Source organism: Chryseobacterium luteum, from assembly GCF_000737785.1.
Taxonomy (GTDB): domain Bacteria; phylum Bacteroidota; class Bacteroidia; order Flavobacteriales; family Weeksellaceae; genus Chryseobacterium; species Chryseobacterium luteum.
In genome coordinates this window covers 44,609-65,886 of sequence record NZ_JPRO01000012.1, presented here as the reverse complement: position 1 = coordinate 65,886, position 21,278 = coordinate 44,609, and the positions used below count along the sequence as shown (strand labels likewise).

The window sequence follows — 21,278 nt, the reverse complement described above, 5'->3', positions numbered from 1 at the left end:
TAAATTGTGATACAATAAAATTAATTTGTTAACGTTTTTCAAAAAAATCAAATGTTTACTTGATTTATTGAATAATTTATTTTTTCTTTGTACTTTGAAAATATTTATATCGACTATGAAAAAACTAAAGTTGTTTTCATTAATAGCATTAAGTTCTACACTTGCATTAACCAGCTGTGGCGGATCCGGGACCAGCAAAGGGGGCGGTACTAAAAAGTTTGTCAGCAAGACAGGTTGGAAACCAAACGAAAAACAAGGTTGGTTTTTTGCAGGAAAGCAACAAAAACAGAAGGGGTGGCCAGGAATGGTATATGTAGAAGGTGGAACTTTTACAATGGGATTAGTGAAAGATGATGTTATGCACGATTGGAATAACACACCGCGCAGGATGCAGGTAAGTTCATTCTTTATCGGAGAAACAGAAATTACTAACTACGAATACCGCGAATACCTTACATGGTTGAAGTATGTATTTCCACCAAGTGACCCTAGTTTCAAGGAGATCTATAACGGCGCTTTGCCAGATACTCTTTTATGGGACAACAAACTAGCTAGAAACGATTATAATGAAACGTATCTTCGTTCTCCGGAATTCGATTACTACCCGGTAGTAGGAGTTTCCTGGACTCAGGCGAACAGATATTGTGAATGGCTTACAGACAGAGCGAATGAAAAAGCTTTGATGCAGGCCGGAGTTATTGCTAAAGATTTGTATATCAACGAATCCAATAACCAGGGCGGAACGGCATTTAACATGGATAAATTCAAATCGAATGATCCGGAAATGCAGGGATATATCAACGAGAAAAGAATGCAACAGAAAGCTGGTATGAAAACAACCAACCAGAGACTTCTTGCTGCAAACAGAGCTCCAAATGCTTCAATGGTTCAGAAGTTCAGACTTCCTACCGAAGTTGAATGGGAATATGCAGCTCTTGGTATGGCCAAAAACAGAGAGTATAACCAATACTTAGGTAAGAAACCTGAAATCGAAAGATTAAGAGGTACCAAAGGAAGAGATAAAGGAATGTTCCTTGAAAACTTCAAAATGGGAAGAGGTGACTATTCCGGTATTGCAGGATGGAAAAACGACGGAGCTGCACAAACAGCTGACGTAAGACAATATCCATCTAATGACCTTGGAATTTACGGTATGTACGGAAACGTTTCTGAATGGACCGCTGACGTATACAGACCCATCATTGATGAAGATTTTAACGACTTCAACTACTACAGAGGAAATATGCCTCAGGCTATTGTAAGAAACGGTGACGGAACTTACAAAATGATCGATGAGGGGACTATTAAATATGATACTTTAGCAGACGGAAGATTAGTTTACAAAGGTCTTCCGGGACAGTTTGAAAGAGAAACCATTGCAGATCACAGAAACTACAGAGATGGTGACAGACAGTCTTCTTTAGAATATTACAGAGCTTCAGATTCAGCTTCTTCATTTGACATGTACAACGCTCCTCAGAGAAGGTTTGTAGTAGATGCGGCAGGAAGATTGAAACTTCAGAAAGATACCAGAGACAGAACATCTGCAGTATCCAATGATGTAAGAGTTGTAAAAGGAGGATCTTGGCAGGATACAGCCTATTGGTTGGATCCGGGACAAAGAAGATACAAAAACGAAGGCAAAGCTTTCGGATGGATTGGCTTCCGTGTTGCACAAGATGCTAGAGCTAGCGATAAAGGCAGAACTAGAAGATAATATTTATCAAAAAATACTTATAAAAAACCTTCCGGATTTCCGGAAGGTTTTTTTATTTTTGAACTATGAATATAGAACAGTTTTATCCTTTGTTTTTACAGTCAGATAAAGTAACGATTGACAGCAGAAAAGTCGGAAGAAATGATATTTTCTTTGCCTTTTCCGGCGAAAATTTCAACGCTGCAACCCTGGCAGAAAAAGCTGCTGATAACGGAGCTTTGGCCGTAATTGTGGAGGAGCAGGAATTTGAAAATAAGGACAGAAATATCTTCTATGTTCCTTCCACGCTGGAATTTCTTCAGCAGCTTGCAGTTTACCACAGAAATCAGCTTAAGATCCCTGTTATCGGGCTTACCGGAAGTAACGGGAAAACAACTACCAAAGAAATCATACATGCAGTCCTTTCGGAGAAATTCAATGTGCAGTATACCTCGGGAAATTTAAATAACCATATCGGAGTTCCGTTAACTATTCTTTCCATTAAACCGGAGCATGAAATGGCTGTGGTAGAAATGGGGGCCAATCATCAGAAGGAGATTGAGCTTTTATGCACCATTTCTCAGCCGGATTTTGGATATATTACCAACTTTGGAAAAGCGCATCTGGAAGGTTTTGGTGGATTTGAAGGCGTGATCAAAGGAAAATCTGAACTTTATGATTATCTGAAAAGCCACCATCAAACGATTGTTGTGAATGAGAATGATCCTGTACAGACAGAAAAAACAGAAAACTATACCCCAAAAATTACCTTTGGAAAAGATACTTCCGATTATCAGTTCGGACTGTTTTCCGAAGAACACTTTGTAGGATTAGAATATCATGGGATAAAAGCCGTTTCTAAGCTGACGGGAGAATATAACTTTACTAATTTATGCGCAGCAGCCAGCCTTGGTCTTTACTTCGGAATCGGCTTTGAAAAAATAAAGCATGCTGTTGAACACTATACTCCAACCAATATGCGCTCGCAGGTCGTGAAAAAAGAAAATACAACATTGGTTCTGGATACCTACAATGCCAATCCAAGCTCCATGACGGCCTCACTGCATAATTTTGTGACTTTTGAGGGCAGTAAAACCGTTATTATCGGTGATATGCTTGAATTGGGAGAGGAAAGTGAAAAAGAACATCAGAATATCTTAAAGCTTGCCCGTGAATTGGCTTTTGACCAGATCATTACTGTAGGAAAGTATTTTAAAGCTGTCAATCCTTCATCATTATCTTTTGAAAATACCGCTGAACTGATAGAATACCTCAGACAGAATAAGATTCATTCTGAAAATATCCTGTTAAAAGGTTCACGCGGCATTGCGCTTGAAAAGTCTATCGAATTTATTTAAGCTTTGATTTCCAGAATTCTTTCACAATTAGTTTAATATTTTGAAAAGTGCTTGGGAAAACTTCATCTTCAATCTGAGTGGTGTTTTTCCAGGCAACTTCCGTAATCCCTTCTTCTATCTGTGGTTTTGAAGTGTCCTCACCATTGAAGTCCATTTCAAACCAGTGCGTGCATTTTAGGATTTTTTCACCGTTTCTTTCAATATAGATATGGTATGTCGTATTGATGAATTTTACCAGTTCCACGTCTCTCAGCCCGGTTTCTTCTTCAATTTCCCTTACCGCAGATTCCTCACGGGATTCTCCTTTTTCCATCTTTCCCTTGGGAAGATCCCATTTGCCCAATCTTTTAATAAAAAGCAGATCTCCCTCAGGGTTGTTGACAAGGCCGCCCGCAGCTTCTATGATTCTGAAAAGCTTCTGGAATTCGCCCCAGATTTCTTCAATATTCTCACCGAAAACATTGAGTTCTTTCACAGAAGTATTTTCCAAAATATCCAATGCAATCTCTAAAGTTGTGAAACTTTCGTACCTAAGCTCTTTTTCAAGATGCTCGGGATGCTGAGACACTAATAATTTTTTTTCGTTCACAAAAACTTTATACATATATTTGTAAGAATTAAGAATTTAAATACAAAAATAAAAAATGAATTTAGAAGGACGAAAGATTATTGTCAATAAATCATCTAAAGACTTGTCTGAAATATTGAAATCGCCTGAAAACTATAAAGATTTTATGCCGGACGGTCTTCAGAAATTTGAAACCAGAGATAACGGGTTCAAATTTGGTCTTCAGGGAATGCCTGAAATTGCTTTGAAAATAGATGAAGTGAATGAGGAGAAAGCAGTTTTGAAGTCTGCGAGCTCAAGTCTGGATTTTACATTAACAGCTGCCTTAAACGCTGTTAACGATACCCAAACTGAAGTTCAGATGCTTTTTGAAGGGAAATTTAATCCTTTTATCAAAATGATGGTAGAAAAACCACTGCAGAACTTTATCAATACCTTAACCGATAAAATCGAAGCTTACAAATAAAGATACTGCCTCAAAAGGGCAGTATTTTTTTTCAGTTCTTTCACTTTTGTCTTCAAATATTTATTAACTTCATAGTAAACTATGTTTATTTACTTTAAACTGATTGCTATGAAAAAAATATTGATTTTTAAAAAAATTAATGCAGTATTACTGCTGCTGTCTCTGTTTTTGACTTCCAACTTTTATTCTCAGGAAAGTAAGACCGTAAAAAATGTTGTGCTTGTGCACGGTGCATTTGTAGACGGTTCCGGCTGGGAAGGGGTATATAATGCTTTAGTGAAAAAGGGGTATCATGTTTCTGTAACGCAGCATCCGTTATTATCTTTTGATGATGATGTAAAGGCTGTCAGCCGCATTATTGATCAGCAGGATGGTCCCTGCATATTGGTAGGGCACAGCTACGGAGGCGCCATTATTACCACTGCCGGGAACAATCCAAAAGTTGCAGGCTTAGTGTATGTAGCTGCCCACGCGCCGGATGAAGGTGAATCGGAAGCAGATAACGGTAAAAAATTTCCGCCGGCTTATCAATCTCTTATAAAAGGAGATGACGGGTTCGACTATATTAATGTAAATAATTTTGCAGATGATTTTGCCGGAGGGGTAGAAAAGGAAAAAGCTCATTTTATGGCTGTTTCCCAAACGCCGACGGCCGATGCAGCATTTCATGCTGTAATCAAAAATCCGGCATGGAAAACGAAACCAAGCTGGTATGTAGTAGCCAAATCTGACAAAATTATCAATCCGGATCTTGAAAGAATGTATGCCAAACGAGCAAAAAGTACGACGATAGAAGTTGCAGGTGCAAGCCATTGTGTTTTTATGACACATCCCAAAGAAGTCTCAGATCTTATTATTTCAGCATCAAAAAACAGTGGTAAATAAGTTCTCAGGCAATAATTCCGGAGCTGTGATCAGCTGTACTGCCGGTTGCAGAGGCCAAAACATTGATCTCGTTATTCATCCTTAAAACTCCCATAAAAGCAAAGATCAGCGCTTCTTTATAATCAATGATCCCCCTTTCCGGAATTATGATCCCGAATTCTGTTTTTTCTCTGATTTTTTCGATAAGACAAGTGTTGTAACTGCCGCCGCCGGTGCAGAGAACATTCTGTAAATGGTTTAGATTAATAACATTTGAGATCTGTTGGGCCACATGCTCCGTAAAAGTAGCTATGGCATCTTCTGTTTTAATTTCTTCCAAAAGTGGAAAAACAGATTCATTGCACCATTCAATTCCTAATGATTTAGGATGAGGCCGGCTGTAAAAATCTAAAGAATTAAGCTTTGCTAAAAGTTCATTGTGGATTCTGCCTTTCCTTGCCAGATCACCGTTTTCGTCAAAATTTTTATTGAATTTTTGTGCAAGCCTGTTCAGAACGATATTCACGGGTGCAATATCAAAAGCTATTCTTCTGCCGTTCTTTTTCAAAGAAATATTGGAAAATCCGCCCAGATTCAGGCATGCATCATATTCGGGAAAAAGCAGTTCGTCACCTATGGGAACTAAAGGGGCTCCGTTTCCATCCATCAGGACATCCTGACTTCTGAAATCGTAAATAACAGGCAATCCTGTTTCTATTTTGACTGCTCTGCCGTCTCCGATCTGGAGGGTGAATTTCTTTTCAGGCTGGTGAAAAACCGTGTGGCCATGAGAGGCGATCAGGTCAATATTTTCAAGATGATGACGGTCAATAAATTCCCTGACCTTCCGGCCGAGATAAAAGCCATATTCCGAATGAAGTTCGAGTAATTCTTCCGAAGATAAATGGATTGAGTTTCTAAGCCTTTCCTCCCAGTTTTTAGGATAGGGAAGGGTTTCAGCCTTTAAGATCTGAAAACTCCAGCTCTCCTTTTTTTCAAAAGCGGCAAAACATATATCCAGACCATCCAGACTGGTTCCGGACATGAGCCCGATAGCCTGAACTCTCATATTACTGCGGTGTTTTTTTTTCTTCGAGTCTTTTTGTACTGAAATCTCCCGAATTGTTGAAGAAAGTATATTCAGAGAAATCATCTTTAGCGGTCATACCATTGGCACCAACCAGGGTAGAGCCATCTTCCATGGTAACATATACCGTATCTTTGGTGTAAATCCTGTTTTTTTTCTGATCCCAGTAAACACTCTGCATTGCGAACCGCTGTCCTTCGTTGGTGGTAATTCTTACATTGCCTTTTGCTTCGTAAAATCTTTTATATTCAAAAATACGGGCATATTTAGCAGTGATCTTACCGGGTACTTTAGGTTTTTTCTTGTCGAAAAACTCTATGTTGATACCTCTTTTGGCTACTATATAGGGACTGTCGATCAGTTCGTATTTTTCAATAATCGGAGCCTTGGCTTTTAAAGATATAAATCCTGAATCCCGCTGTATAATATTGGCATTATTGATGATCTGTGACGGAAAGTTCTTGCTTTTGTTTCCGTTGGCTTTGGTAAGATCTTCTTCACAGGATGTCAGTATAAAAAATATAGCACAACTAAAAAGGCATGCTATATTTTTATATGATATTTTTTGTGAAAAATTCATTTTAGTTGTACAGAGTCTTTCTGAACCATCTGTCAGCAAAGTTGAAGCCGACTTTTAAGTTGATGAAATTCTGGTTGATCAGGTTATTCTTAAGAGTACCTCTTTTTCCAAGTTCCAGACCCAGTTCCAGACCGCTCATTCTTGTGATGCTGCTGGTTTTGAATGGAAGCAATACTCCTCCGGAGATCCCAAACTTATTGATGCTGGTACCGTTTATTTTAAGATTTCCTCTTTCATAGAACGCCCCGTATCGGTAAGTTACTCTTGAGAAATAGTTTCTGAAGTTGTTATAATTCGGCAGATACCATCCTCCGGCAGAAATTCTGTATGTATCCTGGAAGTCAAAGCTTTTTCCGAAATAAGAAATATCTTCTCCTTTTTTATAATCAAGCTGTCCTGAAAAGAACCAGTGGTTTTCACTTCCGTAACCCACCCCTAAGGATGCCTGTAGCGGAAGAAGATTTTTAGAGCTTGTACTTTTCTGCTCTATATTGGTTTCCATAGCTTTAACAGTTTGTCCTACATCCGAATATACATAAGTACTGTTGGTATACTCAGTAGTCATATTGCCAGTGTTTCCGAACGTAGCTGTGGCTCCGATGGTTAATTTTTTGTCTGTACGTGTATTCAGGCTCTGGTAGCTTCCACCAAGAGTGAAGTTAAAGTTTTTGATATTGTTTTTAGTTTCGTAACCGTTGATGTATTCAGCATTGGAAACTCCGTCTTTATCAAAAGATCTAAGCTCATTCAGGTCATAAAGATTACCAAAGTAAAGGTTAGCTCTCAAACCTACAGCAAAATTCTGGTCGATTTTATAGGAAATTGCTGCCTGTGCCGTGTTCAGAGTTCCGCTTCCTTTAAAACGGTTCGTATAATATCCGTTTAATGTTCGAACATTATTTATAAGATCGTATCTTTCAATAGTATTTACAATGTCGTAGCTCTTGGAGCTGTAAGGCTGGTAAGATAGTCCCATCTTCACCTTTGGAGACAGTGGAAATGCCAGTGCAATATTAGAAAGATACGTAGAATGCTTGGTAGATTTCGTATCGTTATAATCGGTTTTGAAATAATTGTTTTCGTTGGTAGCCTCCAGCCTTATGCTTGTAAGCTCGAAATTAGAGTTATTCGCAGGGTTTGCGAAATTGAAGCTGCTCGTGAAATCACTGATATAAGCAGTGGATATACCACCCATAGAGGCAGTTTCAATCGTATTATCATATTTTACATCTCCAATTCCATAAGTTGCATACGGAGAGTTGCTTATACTCTGTGCATTTAGGAAGTATCCAACTGATATGAATGATACGGCAAAGATTTTTTTCATTCTTTATTTTTAAAACAATGCGCAAATATCTTAAATATTAATGAATTGTAAAAATTATATGTGGTTAAAGTTTGTTAAGGGCCTTTCCTTACAAGAAAAATGCAAATTTAAATGATAAAAACAGCAGCTGTGTTTTGCTAAAAAGGACCGTCCATAAAGATGAAGGGGCTCTTTTAGCTTAAAAAAGGATAAATTATTTTACTGAAATACAGATCTGCTGTGGCTGAAGTTTTCAAAACTGAACTTTCCGTGATATTTTCCCAAAATGCCGGACTATAGTTTTATGTCATATTAAACAGACTTAATTTTCTCCATTGAGATAAGATTTTTTATCTTTGGAACATGAATTGGGAGAACATCGCCGGACAGGAAAATCTGAAAAAACTTCTTCGTGAAAGCATTGCTGAAAACAGGGTTAGCCATGCCCAGCTTTTTTTAGGAAAAGAAGGATATGGAACATTTCCTATGGTATTGGCTTATGCCAAAGAGATCTTTAGCCGGGAAAATGAACATGCTGCTTCCAAAGTGGAGCATCTGAACCATTTGGATCTGCATTTTAGTTTCCCCGTTTTTACAGACAACAGGAATTCTTTAAGCAAAAATAAATTTGAAGATTTCCGGGAAATGATCATGACCTCTCCCTATGCAAGTTATGACGACTGGACAGCTTTCCTGGAATCTGAAAACAAACAGCTTTTTATTTCCGCAGATGAAATTGATGACCAGAATCAGAAGTTCGCTTTGAAGAGCTTTGAAGGCGGTACTAAAATTCTGATCGTGTGGAGAGCCGATAAAATGAATATTGCTGCAGCCAATAAATTCCTGAAATTTTTGGAAGAGCCACCGGCAAAAACACTTATTCTCCTTACTGCTGAAACTGCTGATGATATTCTTCCCACTATTCTTTCCAGGACACAGATGGTGGAAGTTCCCAGAATCAGTGATGAAGATCTGGAAAATTACTTTAAGAAAAACTTTCAGATTTCGGAAGAAAAAATCAAAGAGATCGTTCATGAAGCACAGGGAGATCTTAACGAAGCCCTTAAAATTCTGAAATCAGGACATAAAAGTGACGAATTTGAAAGGCTTTTTATACAGTGGGTAAGAGATGCATTCATGGTTAAAAAGAAACCTCAGTTCCTTAAAAGCATCATCTTCTGGGCCCGGGAAATTGCAGGCTGGAACAGGGAAAAACAGAAAAACTTCCTGAACTACTGCTCCGAGATCTTCAGGCTTGCTCTGCTTCAGAACTACCACTCCGAAAATCTGGTCTATAAAAAGATCAATGCAGAGGGTTTCAACTGGGACGGCTTCTCCAAATTTATAAGCGGTGCCAATATTGAAAGTATTCTGGAAGAGATCAGCACTGCAGACCTTCACCTGACAAGAAACGGAAATCCTAAAATTGTCTGGACAGACCTTGGGATAAAACTGTCGCGTTATATTCACAAAAATTCATAATTCAATCGGTATATACAGCTGGTGAATTTTTAATGATATTCTTTAATGAAAAAGTCCGGGTATTTCCCGGGCTCGTTCATATTTATATACAAAATTCTGTCTTCTAATAAGTAATTCCAGCATGATGGTCTTATTTTTATTATGAAGTTTTCTTTAATTTTTTATGACTTAATGGTATTAATAACCAGATGCTTACATGGTGGAATATTAAATTTAGATTAAAAAATCAATCAATCGTTTGATTTGTTTAAAATCTTATGTAAATTTGCAACCTGAAAAATAGAATTACTATGGTTTCAAAAGAAGAAAATATATTATTTGCTGCAGAGAAGCTTTTTGCTGAAAAAGGCTTTGAAGGGACTTCCACCAGGGAGATTTCCAGGGCAGCGAATGTAAACATCTCTATGATTTCTTACTATTTCGGGTCCAAGGAAAAGCTATACGAGAAGTTAGTAGAATACAGGATGAGCGAGGGTAAGTTCTTTGCTCAAGATATTCTGGAAAGGACAGATATCAACGAATGGCAGAAGATAGAAAAGATTATAGACCAGTTTTCCGGAAGAGTAAGGCATCAGAAATGTTTCTACAGAATCATGCAGCGCGAGCAGCTTTATACGGAAAACCCACAGATCGTGGAATTTCTTAAGGAGACCAAGATGGGTTTTATCTCCATGTATTCCCAGATCCTTGAAAGCGGGCTGAAAAAGGGAATTTTCACTAAAAATCCTCCTATCTATCTGCTTCATGCCACCGTAAGCGGAACTTTGTTTTATGCATCCAATGCCAAAGAGATGTACAAGGAATTCCTGAACGACACGGAGGAGGATGAAGTTTTTGAAGAAAAGTACTACACAGAACTTAATAAACATATAAAATATTTACTAAAAGACCTTTTAGGTTATGAAGAGAATAAATAACTCGGTATTGGCATTATCCCTGTTTATGGGAATGGCAGCCATTAATGCTCAGGAGAAAAAACAGCTCACCCTCGATGAAGCCGTGCAGCTGGGAATCCAGAACAGTAAAAACCTTAAGATTGATGCCGCTAAAATTGAAGAAGCTACGGCCGATCTTCTGGAAGCTAAAAACAGACAGCTTCCTGAGCTGAAAGTTTCGGGAAGCTATATGTACCTTCCTCTTAAACCGACTGTTAACCTAAAGATTTCAGGTGTTTCAGGCGAAGGAGGTCCGGAAGTGCATCAGGTTGCCTATGGATCGGTTAACCTTAGTGTTCCGGTATACAGTGGCGGAAGAATCAAATACGGTATCCAGTCTGCCAAATATTTGGTGGAAGCATCAAAATTAAGCACAGAAAATGATAAAATAGCAATTGCTTACAACGTTGCCCAGGCGTATAATAATTTATTTAAAGCTAACCAATCTATCAAAGTTTTGGAAGAAAACCTTACGGCTTCACAAAAAAGGGATGAAACGTTTCTTAAGCTTGAAAACAATGGGGTTATCGCAAGAAATGACCGCTTAAAAGCAAACCTTCAGACTTCAAATATCGAGCTGCAGCTGTTGGAAGCTAAAAACAATTACAATATTGCCGGCATCAATATGGATTTGCTGTTGGGAATTCCGGAAACTACAGAAATTGAAGTTGACCCGAATTATATTGATGAAGGTTCTGAAGTAAAAACAGTTGATTACTACGTAAATGAAGCTAAAGAAAACCGTAAAGACTTACAGGCTCTGGCTCAGCAAAGAAAAGCGGCAGAACTGGGAACAAAATCGGCAAAAGCTGAAAACCTTCCTTCCATAGCGTTTACCGGAGGATATGTGGCAGCGGATATTCCAAAATTCCTGACCATTTACAATGCCGTTAATGTAGGAGTTGGAATTTCTTATAACTTATCCAATATCTGGAAAGAAAATTCTTCACTCAGACAGTCTCAGGCAAGAGAAAAGCAGTTGGCAGCCAACGATGAATTACTGAATGATAACATTAAGCTGGACGTCAACAGAGAATATCAGAATACAGATTACTCTAAAAAGAGAATCTCCGTTTATGAGAAAGCTGCTGAACAGGCCAATGAAAACTACAGAATTACGAAAAACAAATACGACAACGGGCTCGCCACCATGACCGAGCTTCTGGATGCGGACGCTGCCCAGATATCAGCTAACGTAGGTGTGATTAATGCCAGGGCCGATGCTGCTTTAGCCTACAGAAAACTATTACAGACAACAGGAACTTTAACAATTAAATAATCAGAACTCAAACCAAAATGGAAAATAATAATAAACCAGCCACTGAACTTGAACCTAAAAAGAAAAAAAGTTTGGTTTTCCCTATCATCTTAGCCGCCGTAGTAATCGGTGGGGGAATCTATGGATACAGAGCTTTTACATACGGACAGTACCACGAAGAAACTGACGATGCGCAGATCACATCCAATATGGCGCCGGTAATTTCTAAAATTTCCGGATATGTAGCAGAGGTAAAAGTAAAGGACAATCAGTTGGTAAAAAAAGGAGATACTTTGGTGATCCTGGATAACAGGGATCAGAAGATGGCCCTTGAGCAGGCTCAGGCTGCTTTATCAACGGCCAGAAGCAATATTTCAAATGCCGAAGCCAGCACTACTGCCACTTCAAAAAATATCAGCTCTTCCCAGGCAGCGGTAACAACAGCCAATGCACAGATAGAAGCCGCAAAAGTGAACGTTTGGAAAACATCACAGGATCTGAAAAGATATGCTAATCTCGTAAAAGACCATTCTATTACGGAACAGCAGTATGAACAGGCTTTAGCCGCCAAGCAGACAGCAGATAGACAGCTTCAGGTTTTGGTGGATCAGAGAAACCAGATCGCACAGCAGACTACCATTGCATCTTCTCAGACTGCAGCAAGTTCTCAGCAGATCGGTGTGGCCGGATCAGTAGCAAAACAGAGAGAAGTAGACGTGGAAAATGCTAAATTAAACTTATCATACACCGTGATCCTGGCTCCGGAAGACGGATATGTAGGTAAAGTTTCCACTCAGGCAGGCCAGTATCTGCAAGCCGGATCACAGCTTTTTGCTTTGGTTAAAAACGACCAGAAATGGGTAGTGGCGAACTTCAAGGAAACACAGGTAGATAAAATGGTAGAAGGACAGAAAGTGAAAATTGAAATTGATGCCTTCCCTGACCAGGAGTTTAACGGAGTAGTAAGCTCATTCTCTCCCGCAACAGGCGCTACTTTTTCAATCCTGCCTCCGGATAATGCCAGCGGTAACTTCGTAAAAGTGGTTCAGAGACTTCCTGTAAAGATTGATTTTGTAAATCTTGATAAGAATATTGCAAAAAGACTGAGAACGGGAATGAACGTGAAGGCAGAAGTATCGCTTAAATAATATTAAAACTGTGAAATAAGTGAATTGTCAATTTTGCTGGAGTAAATCAATCAATGAAGATGATATGAAGCTGAAAATTGACGACGAAGTTGATTAATCATTGACAATTCACCTTTTTACATCGTAAAAAACTATGCAAGAATCATTAGTAGAATACGGAGCCCGGAGAGTGATCATTACGATCACGGCAATCCTTTGTGCTCTGCTTGAAATTGTGGACTCCACAATTGTGAATGTTGCCCTGAATGAGATGAAGGGGAATCTTGGAGCCACACTTTCTGAAGTAGGCTGGGTGATTACAGCTTATGCAATCGGTAACGTAATTGTGGTACCGATGACGAGCTGGCTGTCACAACAGTTCGGACGAAGAAACTATTTTGCTGCCTCCATTATTATTTTTACTATATTTTCATTTTTGTGCGGGAATGCGGATAATATTTGGGAATTGGTATTTTTCCGGTTATGTCAGGGAATTGGTGGTGGAGCGTTATTGGTAACTTCGCAGACGATCATTACGGAATCTTATCCGGTGGAAAAAAGAAGTATGGCTCAGGCGATTTATGGATTGGGAGTAATTATTGGTCCTACTTTAGGTCCGCCTCTTGGGGGTTATATTGTTGATAATTTCAGCTGGCCGTATATTTTCTATATTAATATTCCTATCGGTATTGCTGCAACTTTAATGACTTTACAGTTCGTGAAAAGTCCGAAATATGCAGAAAAACGTAAAGCTTCAGATGTTGACTGGATCGGCATTGCTTTATTGGCAGTTACGGTTGGTTCATTACAATATATTTTGGAAAGAGGTCATGAAGAAGACTGGTTTGCGAGTGGATGGATTATATTGTTTACAGTATCAGCAATTTTAGGATTTATATTATTCCTCTGGAGAGAGCTAACATTCAAATATCCGATTGTAGAGTTAAGGGTTTTAAAAAACAGTAACTTAAGGATTGGTACGATTATGTCCTTTGTATTAGGATTCGGGTTGTATGGTTCTACCTTTATCGTTCCGTTATATACGCAGAGTATTTTGGGATGGACGGCTTTTCAGTCCGGAGCTTTGATGATTCCTGCCGCATTAACAACCGCTTTCATGATGCCGATTATCGGCCGATTGCTGTCTAAAGGGGCAAAACAGCAGATTTTGGTAGCTTTAGGATTATTCGTATTCTTTATATATAGTTTCTGGGGATACAAAATTTTGACACCTGATACGAGTAAAGAAGCCTTTTTCTGGATGTTGATGGTGAGAGGAGCAGGTCTTGGATTATTGTTTATCCCGATCACTTCATTGTCATTAAGTACTCTGAAAGGGCAGGAGATTGGCCAGGGTGCAGCATTTACAGGGATGATGAGACAGCTCGGAGGTTCGTTCGGGATTGCTGCGATCACTACGTTTATTGCCAATGCAGGCCAGAAGTACAGGCTCAATCTGATCTCCCATCTGGATGAAAACAGTTTTGATGTACAGCAACGCCTGAATGCATTAAAAGCCAGTTTCGTTGCAAAAGGAATGACTCCCGATGCAGCGATGAACGCAGCTTATAAAATGCTGGATATGTCGGTCACAAAACAGGCTACGGTACTTTCGTATATGGATGTTTTCCTTTATTTAGGAGTTGTATTCCTCGTATGTATACCATTTATCCTTTTCATTAAAGAAAGGAAAAGCAAAGAAAAAATAGATTTAAGTGAAGCCATGCACTAGATCTGAGTCGTCCTAAAATAGGTTGACACTAAATTAAACAATATTACTATCCGGAGGAATTATTCTTTCTCCGGATTTTTTATGCACCATATCCGGTGTTTTCATCTTAAGACTAAGATGTGGTCTTCTTGCATTGTAAAGATAAATGCTTTCTTTAACCAGTAGATTTAGATCCTTTATATTATTTGTTCTATAGAAAAGGAACTCTTGTTTTAGAATACCATTTACCCTTTCAGCCCAGGCATTCTGATAGCAATCATAGCCATCAGTCATAGAAGGCTTAATATTATTTTACACAATATTTTCTGATAATAGTCAGAGCAGTATTGCAGTCCACGATCAGAGTGATGGATAAGATCATCCTTATTCACCCGGTTTTTTATAGCCATCTTCAAAGCTTTAGCAACGCTTTGAGCATTCATGTTTAAACCTAAATAATATCCCATAATTCTCCTGCTGTAAACATCGGTTACTAAAGACAGATAGCAGGTTGATTTTTTTGTTTTAAGATAAGTTATATCACTTACAAAAACCTGTTCTGCTTTTTTCACTTCCAATTCCTTCAATAAATTAGGATGTTTCCTAAGCCAATGTTTTGAAAAAGTTGTTTTGATATATTTCTTTTGAGGTTGTATCAACATATTCTCCCTTCTCAAATAACTAAACAATGCATCTCTACCTATTTTCAGGTTTTGATTTTCAAATCGTTCTTTAAGAAGATAGTAAAGTTTTCTGGTTCCCAGTTTAGGTAACTCCATCCGTATCTGTTGAACCATTTCCTTTACTCTAAGAAGTTCTTGTTCCCGGGCTAAAACCCTTTGTTTTGCCTGATAAACAGTTTGACGACTGATCCCAAACAATCTACATAACCTGGATATACTTAATCCTTGTTGGTGGAGCCTGAAGACTGTTGGGAGGAATACTTTTTTCTGATCTGGGTACCATACTGTTTATCGGAGATATCAATCATAGTATTCAGAACTTTGTTCTTTAGCTTTTCATCAGAAAGTTCTTTCTCTAAACGTTTGATCCTTTGAGCTGGAGTTTCTTTGGAATTGGACATAATATGAATCTTTGGTTTTCTCCAATCTAAGTTACCAAATCTCCGCAACCACACCAAAACGGTACTCCTTCCTTGGATCCCATAATGCGTCTGAGCCTGTTTGTAAGTTAAATCGCCTTTTTCAACCTGAGAGATAACACTTAATTTAAAAGCCATTGTGTAATCTCTTTGCGTTCGCTTTTCTCTCTTTACTTCTTGCTTTTTCATAAATAAGTCGGTTTTATGTCAACTTATTTTAGGACGGGACAATCAATAATCTAAAGCCTCCGGAATTTCCGGAGGCTTTTTTATGAAAATGGTTTTTATAGAGTAATGTACTTTTCCTTATTCAACAGAATGCCTTATAAAAATCCTTGCTTATCCTTGCGATTATTTTATCCTTATCCGGGTTCAGTTTAAATTAATATTCCCCTATCCCGTTTTATCCATAAATAAATCCCGATCAAAAAGAGCAGGAAACATCTGCACCTTCTTATTTTAAATGTAAACTTATGAATTGCAGAAATTCATCCTGCTGGTCGGCAAATAAGTAGTGAGAACAGTTGTCAATGATCTTAAAATGATCTTTTCCGGCGATGTTTTTCATATCGTTGAGCTGTTTCTCTGAAAATATTCCATCATCTTTTCCGTAAACTGCGAAAATCGGGATGCCCTGTTTTTTGATTTCTTTCAGAACTTTAGTATTGTCAAGATTATTACGAGCTTCATTTTTATAAAACTTCAAAGGCGATTCCGGATTTCTGAAATTGGCAGCATAAAACTCACCGGACTCATAATCAGCTCTTAATTTTTTGCTTTCAGGGGTTGGAGAAGGCATACTAAATAATTGCATATCACTTGCTGTATTGTAGCATCTTTTCCTGTAATCTGCTGAGTTTTTATTTAAATTTTCAATTTCAGAGATCTCTTTCAGTTTTGAAGGATTGTCTTTAAATTTCTCTTTAGCCTGCTTTAGAATATAATCGTAAGTTTCCTGCTGGGAAAATAAAGCTCCCACCAAAGTTAAAGAACTCACTTTTTCGGGAAACTGCCTGGTAAAAAGCGTTCCGATGATTCCTCCGAAGCTGTGGGCGACAATATTTGCTTTTTTTATTCTGTAAGTTTTATAGATCAGGCTGAGGTCTTCAAAACTTTCTTTAAAAGTCATAGAGGCATTCTCATCTTTGGATCTGCCTTCTCCGCGTCTGTCGTATACAATAACATAAAATCCTTTATCTGCAAGCTTTTGGGCTGTAGTTCCTTCAAATAAAGTGGCATTTCCACCCGGACCGCCGTGAATGAAAATAACAGGTGTATCCTCCGGACTACCATAAGATTTGGAATATATTTTCTGGGCATTTGAGAAAACAAAGGCCAGAATAAACAGAAAGGAAAGCAATGATTTCATAGTGTATTTTGAAGGGTCTAATTTAAGATTTTTCTTTAAAAATTCAGGACCATTAAGAAAATTAAAAGTACTGCTGACTAACAGTTGTCACAAACCTGCCTTATCTTTACGGTCCGAATTGTTCAGAAATGTTCAATTTCAGAAAAAACAAAAATAATGGATCAAATAATTTTAAGGAATTATAAAATGTTCCCGGGAATTTTAGAGCAATTTTTAACCAAGACAGAAAATTTATTTAAATGAGTTATTGTTTAGCCATAGAAGGTATGAAGCCCGAAAGCAGAAAAGAACTGCATAAAAACTATCACGATAATTACTACGGATTCCCGATCCATGATGACAATGAGCTTTTCGGAAGACTGATCCTAGAAATTAACCAGGCAGGACTGAGCTGGGAAACTGTTTTAAAGAAAGAAGAAAGTTTTAGAAAAGCCTACAGCAATTTTGATATCCGGACCATTGCCGCCTATACGGAAGAAGACCGGGAAAGACTGCTGAACGACCCGGGAATTATCAGGAACCGGCTGAAAGTGAATGCTGCCATTGAAAATGCCAAAACCATTACAGAGCTGCAAAAAGAATTCGGTTCATTTGAAAAGTGGCTGGAACATCATCATCCGAAAACTCTTCAGGAATGGATGAAACTGTTCAAAAAAACATTCAAGTTTACGGGCGGAGAAATCGTTAATGAGTTTTTAATGAGCACCGGATATCTGAAAGGTGCGCATGCCGAGAGCTGCCCTGTTTATCAACATGTGCTGGAACAGAAACCGCTTTGGAGAGAATAGAGGTTTGAAAGTTTAGGATCTGTAAACAGTTGTTTTTAGAACCTATTTGGTCAGAATAATTCCGGTCAGAGAATTGGACTAAAACTGAGAGTATCAACCATGAGCACTGAAATAAATGAGGAAATTATTTTCCTGGCCTTCAATGTAAAAATAGTCGAAGTAGATTCCGAGCTGATACTCATAAAGCTCTTTATTGACATTTTGAAAATGGTAAATCTTTTTTTCCTTGGTGGCCGATTTCAAAGAGTTAAAAAAACTTTCCACCTTTTCTGATCTTTCAGCATGAATCACATTGAGATTCTTTGAGCTTTCACATTCAAAAAACCATTTATGTATTGCTTTTTTGAATCCGGCTTCGGTTATTTCATCTACAGCCAACTCTTTATTATCTTTTAAAGCAAAGTAAGTCCTCATGAAATCCGTATCATCAATTGAATGATCAAATGCCACGATATCAAACTCATAGAAATAATTAGCATCGGGATTATTTCTTGTTGCTTGAGCAGATAAAATGTCTCTTAAAACATCTAATGTAATCATAAACAATATTGTAGATTTTAAATTCCGTAACAAGCTGTGTGATCTCAACCATATCCGTATCAATATAAACGGACTTTAGTCCGTTTAATAAGACAAATTTAGCAGGCTTTAGCCAAAATAAAATATGCGCAGGAGTTTGTTTATATAACTTAATTGCGGTCTGGCTGGTGCAGGAATAATGACTTCATCTACATCACAGGGTTCTTGCCCATCAAATCAACAATCGCTTCCTTTGCTCTCCAATCCTTTTTTCATAAAGGCTTTACAGACTATTTCTATCACTTCGGTGTAATAAGAACTTCCGGAATTCTACTTCTTTTTCTTCATTTCTGAACACGCCATTGATACAATCAATTTTACACAGAAACTATTTATAAAAATAAACCGCCTTTCAGCGGTTTACATCTTTATTGCTTTGTAAAAATTATATCTTTAGGTTCATCAGGTAAATTAATTTTTATGCCACCTGCTGGATAGTCTGGACAGTTTTTGTTTGTAAGAACTGTTGATTCAGGTTGGTAATTCCATTTAAAGTGAGTGGAATCAATTGATTGTAATGTTATTCCTCCCCATCCTACAGTACATTTACCTCCTAAATATGTAAAAGAAACCAAACTTTCATTAGGGAATATTGAATCACTAAAAATTCTTGCATCTGTAACATTTAAGTTCATTGTTGTTTCAATGATGATTCCTTGTGAATTTTTTATAGAGTAGCGAATAAATAGCACATCTTCATAAAATTTTTTAATACCAAAATCATTTAGATGATGATCTATTTTTTCAATTTTTAAAACCATTTCGTTACCACTATAATTTGCTTTCCAATTACCTACATAGGATAGCAATGAATTATTTGTATCTTTTAAATAGGAATAATTGGGTATAGTTTTATAATCAGTGTCTAAAGGATAAGTTTGAGCTTTGCAGCCTATGGCCAATACTATAAGCAGTTGCAATAAAATATATTTTTTCATAATAATTGTTTTAATGAATTAACAAGGATTTGGTACTGGGTTTCCGCTCGAATCTTTTTGTATTGTTGAAGTATTTCCATTATTTTCTTTAATTAAACTTATTTTTCCACCTAATCCTATATTATCTAATAAATTAAAAAATAACTTTTCCAATCCTGTATTGGATAATATTTGTCCTGAAGCCTTACCTTCTTGTTTCAATAACATTCTATAATCCTTTCTATAAAGTTTAACTAGATTATCAACATACGCCGCTTCCTGCGCTTCCGTCATAGCAGGAGGCAAATCAGATGCCGTCCCTGTAAAATTAATAAAATAAGTACCACTGGAAGAAACCGTTCCACTGTACGCATTCCCAAGACTATTAGGATCCTGTTCTCTTACAATATCTAAAAATGTCATGATATCCTGCGGTGCAAGTATACCTATTGTTCCCGGCTGATGGGTGTGTACAGTACCTAAGGAATTGGATCCTATCCCAAAAAACATTTGATTATCTTCAGTTACGGTACCTGGCTGTAAAGTTCCACTTTTTAATTCCTGAAAACCTCTTTCTTCTTTTGTATTAGTGTGTGCGTGATTTTTAAGAGAAGTAAGTGAATCCTTTACTTGCGGCTTGTTGACACGATCTTTTGTTTTCTTACAAGGATCCTCCGGTGGCTCCGGGTTAGAAGGGGCGTTGTTTCCGCCTCCGTCTCCACAGTTTCCATATACCCCGCAATCTCCACCTATTACTCCGGGGTCTGAACCACCACCACCTTGCCCCGGAAGATAAAGATTGGGATCACCTTTCGGTCCATTGGGACGGGGAACATGGATAATCACTTCACCCGTATCGCATGGCTCTTCTCCTGTATATCCGCAGTTACCTCCTTTACTCATAGCCTGCTCTGCCAATATCTTTTTGCTGTAAAAAAATTCTCCAGAATTCCAATTCGGTTTCCTTATTTTTAAGAATACCTACTTCTATTCCGATAACCTCTTTGCCTTTAGCTACCGGGTAAAGAATCCACCGCTCATTCCCGTTTTTCATCATCAGCTCCTGAGAACGGATGTTAAATTCCACATATTCTTCCGATACCGATTTTTCCAGGATATTATTTTTCAAAAGGGCTTTTCTTGTGTGGGCAGTACTATATATACTGTCGTACCTTTCCAGTAGGATTTTATATCCCAGGGGATAGTTTACAGGTTCTCCATTCCGGGAAGTAAAGACCTGAAAACGGTTCACCGTTTCCTGAGGATTGTGGTTTAGCTCGTCTTCCGTCCTACAGGAGTGCAGGGAAAAGGTTGCAGCGGTCAGAAAGGCCAGCCGGAAAATAATTTTTTTCTTCATGCATTTTGTTTTTAGTGCGTTAAATATATAAAATTTTTGTTTCACCTTATGGAGAATTTTTACAGAACTAAAATTAAATCTCAATCTGTACAACCAACTTTGGTTGTAAAATGTTCAAACTTTAGTTGTTTTTTTAATTTTTTATTTATTTTAGCATAAAATATAAGAGAATGACTTTGGGAACCAAACTTAATAAACTAAGAACAGACAGAAAACTTACACAAGTGCAGATCGCCGAAAGATTACACGTTTCTCAAAATGCTTATAACAAATGGGAGAGCGACAAAGCAAAACCTGCCATGGAAAATCTTATGAAGATTGCAGATTTCTACGAAACCGATGTTTATGATTTGTTGGATGAAAAGTCTATTGTTCAAACTAATAATGACAAATCTATTGGCTATATTGAAGGCGCGGTAACAATTAATAACAACATGTCAGACGAGCTGGTTGATAGTATTTTAAAAAATCAACAGGATATTACTAAACTTGTAGAATCCCAAAGCAAACTCATAGAAAGCTTACTGAAAAAATAAAACAACTTTTAACACAAAACACAATTGGCTAACCAATTTAAGCAACACACTTCTTTTCTTCAGGACGATACGTAGATATACATATACACCTTAAACACAACGTTTAAGGTTTTTTTATGATGTCACCCGGTTATGTACAGATCTGCTGAGGTTCTGGAATGGTACGTTGAGGTTATCCAGCTTTCCTATGGG

The 21,278-nt window shown here is 37.8% G+C and carries 20 protein-coding genes and 1 pseudogene; 11 read left to right on the top strand and 10 right to left on the bottom strand.

Annotated elements, in window-relative coordinates; genetic code table 11:
• The first annotated feature begins 115 nt into the window (after window positions 1-115).
• Both gldJ and IX38_RS13100 read left to right on the top strand, forming a co-directional pair.
• Complete coding sequence (gene gldJ / locus IX38_RS13105) at window positions 116-1,717, top strand: gliding motility lipoprotein GldJ (RefSeq protein WP_034705723.1); 1,602 nt, start codon at window positions 116-118, stop codon at window positions 1,715-1,717.
• Window positions 1,718-1,782: 65 nt separating this feature from the next.
• Window positions 1,783-3,054 (top strand): UDP-N-acetylmuramoyl-tripeptide--D-alanyl-D-alanine ligase, encoded by a 1,272-nt coding sequence (locus IX38_RS13100; RefSeq protein ID WP_034705722.1) that lies wholly within the window; start codon window positions 1,783-1,785, stop codon window positions 3,052-3,054.
• On the opposite strand, the gene IX38_RS13095 is transcribed toward IX38_RS13100, so the two are convergent.
• Window positions 3,047-3,658, bottom strand: coding sequence for an NUDIX hydrolase (locus IX38_RS13095; RefSeq protein WP_034705721.1), 612 nt, complete (start codon window positions 3,656-3,658; stop codon window positions 3,047-3,049). The two genes, IX38_RS13100 and IX38_RS13095, sit on opposite strands and share 8 nt — an antisense overlap.
• A 40-nt stretch (window positions 3,659-3,698) precedes the next feature.
• Between IX38_RS13095 and IX38_RS13090 the strand changes: the two genes are divergently transcribed.
• Window positions 3,699-4,088: a hypothetical protein gene (locus IX38_RS13090; protein ID WP_034705719.1), complete on the top strand. Its 390-nt coding sequence runs from the start codon at window positions 3,699-3,701 to the stop codon at window positions 4,086-4,088.
• A 108-nt stretch (window positions 4,089-4,196) separates the two neighbouring features.
• Window positions 4,197-4,973, top strand: coding sequence for an alpha/beta hydrolase (locus IX38_RS13085; RefSeq protein ID WP_084680273.1), 777 nt, complete (start codon window positions 4,197-4,199; stop codon window positions 4,971-4,973).
• Window positions 4,974-4,977: 4 nt separating this feature from the next.
• Here IX38_RS13085 and IX38_RS13080 read toward each other — a convergent pair whose 3' ends face one another.
• From IX38_RS13080 to IX38_RS13070, 3 genes are read right to left on the bottom strand one after another with little or no spacing between them, the layout of a single operon-like run.
• Window positions 4,978-6,021 carry an anhydro-N-acetylmuramic acid kinase gene (locus IX38_RS13080; RefSeq protein ID WP_034705718.1) on the bottom strand — a complete coding sequence of 348 codons (1,044 nt, stop codon included), beginning with the start codon at window positions 6,019-6,021 and terminating at the stop codon, window positions 4,978-4,980.
• A 1-nt stretch (window position 6,022) separates the two neighbouring features.
• Window positions 6,023-6,619 carry an LPS export ABC transporter periplasmic protein LptC gene (gene lptC / locus IX38_RS13075; RefSeq protein WP_034705715.1) on the bottom strand — a complete coding sequence of 199 codons (597 nt, stop codon included), beginning with the start codon at window positions 6,617-6,619 and terminating at the stop codon, window positions 6,023-6,025.
• 1 nt (window position 6,620) lies between these two features.
• A complete protein-coding gene (locus IX38_RS13070; RefSeq protein WP_034705713.1) occupies window positions 6,621-7,946 on the bottom strand; it encodes a membrane protein in 1,326 nt (441 codons plus the stop codon).
• 342 nt (window positions 7,947-8,288) lie between these two features.
• Here IX38_RS13070 and IX38_RS13065 point away from each other — a divergent pair, with 342 nt between their 5' ends.
• The 5 genes from IX38_RS13065 to IX38_RS13045 all read left to right on the top strand — a co-directional run bounded on the left by IX38_RS13065 (window position 8,289) and on the right by IX38_RS13045 (window position 14,459).
• Complete coding sequence (locus tag IX38_RS13065) at window positions 8,289-9,407, top strand: DNA polymerase III subunit (RefSeq protein ID WP_034705711.1); 1,119 nt, start codon at window positions 8,289-8,291, stop codon at window positions 9,405-9,407.
• 290 nt (window positions 9,408-9,697) lie between these two features.
• Entirely contained in the window at window positions 9,698-10,324 is a 627-nt protein-coding gene (locus IX38_RS13060) for a TetR/AcrR family transcriptional regulator (RefSeq protein ID WP_034705710.1), read from the top strand.
• Window positions 10,308-11,621 carry a TolC family protein gene (locus IX38_RS13055; protein ID WP_034705708.1) on the top strand — a complete coding sequence of 438 codons (1,314 nt, stop codon included), beginning with the start codon at window positions 10,308-10,310 and terminating at the stop codon, window positions 11,619-11,621. Before IX38_RS13060 ends, IX38_RS13055 begins: the two co-directional genes overlap by 17 nt.
• 17 nt (window positions 11,622-11,638) lie before the next feature.
• Window positions 11,639-12,748, top strand: coding sequence for an HlyD family secretion protein (locus IX38_RS13050; RefSeq protein WP_034705706.1), 1,110 nt, complete (start codon window positions 11,639-11,641; stop codon window positions 12,746-12,748).
• A 133-nt stretch (window positions 12,749-12,881) separates the two neighbouring features.
• On the top strand, window positions 12,882-14,459 hold the full coding sequence (locus IX38_RS13045; protein ID WP_034705704.1) for a DHA2 family efflux MFS transporter permease subunit: 1,578 nt from the start codon (window positions 12,882-12,884) through the stop codon (window positions 14,457-14,459).
• Between the two features lie 33 nt (window positions 14,460-14,492).
• On the opposite strand, the pseudogene IX38_RS22405 reads toward IX38_RS13045, so the two are convergent.
• Both IX38_RS22405 and IX38_RS13030 read right to left on the bottom strand, forming a co-directional pair.
• Window positions 14,493-15,729: pseudogene (locus tag IX38_RS22405) on the bottom strand (IS3 family transposase).
• Between the two features lie 265 nt (window positions 15,730-15,994).
• The gene (locus IX38_RS13030; protein ID WP_034705700.1) at window positions 15,995-16,909 is read right to left on the bottom strand and encodes an alpha/beta fold hydrolase; all 915 of its coding nucleotides are present in this window, start codon (window positions 16,907-16,909) and stop codon (window positions 15,995-15,997) included.
• Window positions 16,910-17,148: 239 nt separating this feature from the next.
• Here IX38_RS13030 and IX38_RS13025 point away from each other — a divergent pair, with 239 nt between their 5' ends.
• The gene (locus IX38_RS13025) at window positions 17,149-17,697 is read left to right on the top strand and encodes a DNA-3-methyladenine glycosylase I (RefSeq protein ID WP_034705698.1); all 549 of its coding nucleotides are present in this window, start codon (window positions 17,149-17,151) and stop codon (window positions 17,695-17,697) included.
• Window positions 17,698-17,790: 93 nt separating this feature from the next.
• Here IX38_RS13025 and IX38_RS13020 read toward each other — a convergent pair whose 3' ends face one another.
• The 4 genes from IX38_RS13020 to IX38_RS13005 form a co-directional block, all read right to left on the bottom strand.
• Window positions 17,791-18,237 carry a hypothetical protein gene (locus IX38_RS13020; RefSeq protein ID WP_034705696.1) on the bottom strand — a complete coding sequence of 149 codons (447 nt, stop codon included), beginning with the start codon at window positions 18,235-18,237 and terminating at the stop codon, window positions 17,791-17,793.
• Window positions 18,238-18,644: 407 nt separating this feature from the next.
• The gene (locus IX38_RS13015; protein ID WP_034705694.1) at window positions 18,645-19,214 is read right to left on the bottom strand and encodes a DUF6705 family protein; all 570 of its coding nucleotides are present in this window, start codon (window positions 19,212-19,214) and stop codon (window positions 18,645-18,647) included.
• An 18-nt stretch (window positions 19,215-19,232) separates the two neighbouring features.
• Window positions 19,233-20,111 (bottom strand): hypothetical protein, encoded by an 879-nt coding sequence (locus tag IX38_RS13010; protein WP_131368686.1) that lies wholly within the window; start codon window positions 20,109-20,111, stop codon window positions 19,233-19,235.
• Window positions 20,089-20,550, bottom strand: coding sequence for a hypothetical protein (locus tag IX38_RS13005; protein WP_034705691.1), 462 nt, complete (start codon window positions 20,548-20,550; stop codon window positions 20,089-20,091). Before IX38_RS13005 ends, IX38_RS13010 begins: the two co-directional genes overlap by 23 nt.
• Before the next feature lie 170 nt (window positions 20,551-20,720).
• Here IX38_RS13005 and IX38_RS13000 point away from each other — a divergent pair, with 170 nt between their 5' ends.
• Complete coding sequence (locus IX38_RS13000; protein WP_034705690.1) at window positions 20,721-21,086, top strand: helix-turn-helix domain-containing protein; 366 nt, start codon at window positions 20,721-20,723, stop codon at window positions 21,084-21,086.
• Window positions 21,087-21,278 lie beyond the last annotated feature (192 nt).